The organism is Variovorax sp. 20P10.2.4, from assembly GCF_058244205.1.
Genome location: NZ_JBZAYE010000755.1, coordinates 1 through 3,200 on the forward strand (window position 1 = coordinate 1; position 3,200 = coordinate 3,200).

Genomic DNA, 3,200 nt, shown 5'->3' on the forward strand with positions numbered 1-3,200 from the left:
CGCGGCGGGCGGGGCCTTCGTCTGGATCGAGGCACGCAGCGCCGCGCCGATGCTGCCGCTGGGCCTGCTGCGCATCCGCGCCTTCGCGATCGCCTCCCTGTGCGGCGTGGTCGTCAACTTCGGCTACTACGGGCTGGTCTTCGTCTTCAGCCTGTTCTTCCAGGTCCAGCAGCACCTGTCGCCGCAGCAGACCGGCCTGGCCTTCCTGCCGATGACGCTGGTGCTGATGGGCGCCAGCGTGCTCGCGGGCCGGCTCGTCACGCGCATCGGCGCGCGGCGGCTGATGGTGATGGGGCTGGGCCTGGCGGCCTGCGGCTATGCGCTGCTGCTGCCGGTGCGCATCGAGGGCGCCTATGCCTGGCTGGTGCTGCCGATGCTGCTGGCCGCGAGCGGCACGGCGCTGTGCGTGCCGACGATGACCAACCTCGCGCTGTCCTCGGTCGAGGCCTCGCGCGCGGGCATCGCCTCGGGCGTGCTGAATGCCTCGCGCCAGGTCGGCGGGCTGCTCGGGGTCGCCGTGTTCGGCCACCTGGTGCGCCACACCGCGCCGCAGGCCTTCCTGCGCGGCATGCAGCTGTCAACGGGCATCGCTGCCGTGCTGCTGCTGCTGGGCTGCGCGCTGTGCTGGTGGCGGCTCGAGCCGCTGCCGCGCGGCCGATGAAGGCGGTGGCGCGCCGCGCTCAGGCCGCGGCGCGCACCGCGAGCCAGTCGAACAGCTGCGAGGCCGGCAGCGCGCGCGAGTACAGGAAGCCCTGCAGCTCGTCGCAGCCCATCGTCAGAAGGATGTCGCGCTGGATCTCGTTCTCGACCCCCTCGGCCACCACGCTCAGGCCCAGCGCATGCGCGAGCCGGATCACGGCGTCGACCACGGCGCGCGAATCCTCCTTGGATTCGAGGTCCTGCACGAAGCTGCGGTCGATCTTGACCTGGCGCGCCGGCAGCCGGCGCAGCTGGCTCAGGCTCGAGTAGCCGGTGCCGAAATCGTCGATCGACAGGAACACGCCCACGGCCGCGAGGCCCTCGAAGGTGCGGTGCGTGGCGCGGATGTCCTCCATCGCCACCGACTCGGTGATCTCGCACAGCAGCAGCGAGGCCGGCACCGCATGCCGGGCCAGCGCGCGCTCGACGCGCTCGACGAAATCCACCTCGCGCAGCTGCATGACCGACAGGTTCACCGCCACCGGCATCGACAGGCCCTGCGTGCGCCACTGGGCGATCTGCCGGCAGGCCTCGTCGAGGATCCAGTCGCCCAGGCGCACGATCATGCCGAAGCGCTCGGCCAGGCCGATGAACTGCGCCGGCCCGATCAGGCCGAGCTCGGGGTGGTTCCAGCGCACCAGCGCCTCCACGCCGCTGAGCGAGCCGTCGCGTCCGTCCATCTTCGGCTGGTAGTGCAGCTCGAACTGGTTCAGGTCGACGGCCCGGCGCAGGTCGCTCTGCAGCCGCAGCTGCGCGGCCACGTCGGAGCCCATGTGCGATTCGAACATCACGTAGTTCGCGCCGCCGGCGCGCTTGGCGATGTACATCGCGGCGTCGGCATTGGCCACGAGCTTGTCGGGCTCGCCCTGGCCGGGGTAGACCACGATGCCGATCGAGCAGGCGATCTGCAGCGGCTTGTCCTGCAGCGAGAAGGGCTCGGCCAGCTTGCGCAGCGCGCGGTTGGCCACCTGGGCGGCCTCGGCCGCATCGCTCACGCCTTCGAGCAGCAGCAGGAACTCGTCGCCGCCGATGCGCGCCACCGTGTCGCCATCGCCCGCGACCTCCCCGAGCCGCCTGGCCGCGGCGCGCAGGATCTCGTCGCCGGCCGCGTGGCCGAAGGAGTCGTTGATCGGCTTGAAGCCGTCGAGGTCGACGAAGAGGATCGCCACGCGTTCCTTCACCAGCGGCTGGTTGACGCGCGCCATGCGCGCCAGCGCGTGTTCCAGCCGGTCCTCGAACAGAACGCGGTTGGGCAGGCCGGTCAGCGCGTCGGTGAAGGCATGGCGCTGCAGCTCGCGGTTGGCGTGGGTGAGTTCGGCGTTGGCGTCCTCGAGCGACAGCGCCAGGCGCTGCGTGACCATCTGCATGCGCGCCTCGAGGATCGAGCCGAGCAGCGTGCCCAGCAGCAGCACGCACGACGCCAGCACCACGATGACCGTCAGCCCCGTGCCATGCAGCTCGCCGGCGCTCAGGCAGACCGAATCGGGCGCGAAATTGGCCGCGGCCATGCCCGTGTAGTGCATGCCGCAGATCGCCACGCCCATCACCAGCGCGGCCAGCAGCTGCACGGCCGGGCGCCGGGCGGCGCTCACGCGGACCAGGTTGCGCATGATCAGCAGTGCCACCGCCGAGGCGCCGATGCCGACCAGCGCGGACAGCGCCACGATCACCGGCTGCCACAGGATGCCGGGCGCCATCTGCAGCGCCGCCATGCCGATGTAGTGCATGCCGCAGATGCCGCCGCCCATGACCAGCGAGGCCACGCCCAGCCGCCCGAGGCTGTAGTTGGGCCGGCTCGCGACCCACAGCGCCACGCCCGAGGCCGCGACCGCCGCGACCCACGACAGGAAGGTGTACCAGCCCGAGAAGCCCAGCTCGATCGGCAGCGTGAAGCCCAGCATGCCCACGAAATGCATCGACCAGATTCCCGTGCCCAGCACCACCGAGCCAACGCTCCACCACAGCGGCTGGAAATCCCCGCCGGGCCCGCGCATGCGCCGCGACAGGTCGAGCGCGACGAAGGAAGCCAGGGTGGCGATCAGCAGGGAGGCCGCGACGATCAGCGGGTCGTGGTGGGACGGGAGAAAAAGGGACGGGGCGTTCACCTCCCGAGTATCTCGCGAGCATGTAACAGGGGGTTGATGCGGGGGTGAGTGGCCGTGCCCCGGAACCGGGCACTCCTATTCGTGGGCGGGCGCGGAAGGCCGGGTCCAGGGTGTCGCCTGGGAGACGGCCTGCCTCGCCATCGCCTCGATCACCGCCAGCTTCGGCACCAGCGGCGCTGGTGAGGCAGTGCGGCTGTGTGTCAGCGACACGGCGACCAGCGCCTGCGCGAGGCGCACGGTCACCTCGACGGGATCGAGCAGGGCGAGCGGGAAGTCGGGCGCGATCTTGCGCGCCGCGGTACTCAGCGCGCCGCTGTCGAAGCACAGCACCTCGGCGCCTTGTTCGAGGCATTCCCACAGCGTGGCGCGCAGCGCATGCGGCGCATCCGGCTCGGC

The 3,200-nt window shown here is 71.3% G+C and carries 3 protein-coding genes; 1 reads left to right on the forward strand and 2 read right to left on the reverse strand.

Going from position 1 to position 3,200, the window contains the following annotated elements:
* A partial coding sequence (locus tag AC27VN_RS36940; RefSeq protein ID WP_490879854.1) for an MFS transporter occupies positions 1-661 on the forward strand: 661 nt, incomplete at its 5' end.
* 19 nt (positions 662-680) lie between these two features.
* Here the strand turns inward: AC27VN_RS36940 and AC27VN_RS36945 are convergent.
* Both AC27VN_RS36945 and AC27VN_RS36950 read right to left on the reverse strand, forming a co-directional pair.
* Positions 681-2,804, reverse strand: a complete 2,124-nt coding sequence (locus AC27VN_RS36945; protein WP_490879855.1) for a putative bifunctional diguanylate cyclase/phosphodiesterase — start codon at positions 2,802-2,804, stop codon at positions 681-683.
* Positions 2,805-2,879: 75 nt separating this feature from the next.
* The coding region (locus AC27VN_RS36950) for a hypothetical protein (RefSeq protein ID WP_490879856.1) at positions 2,880-3,200 on the reverse strand (321 nt) is incomplete at its 5' end.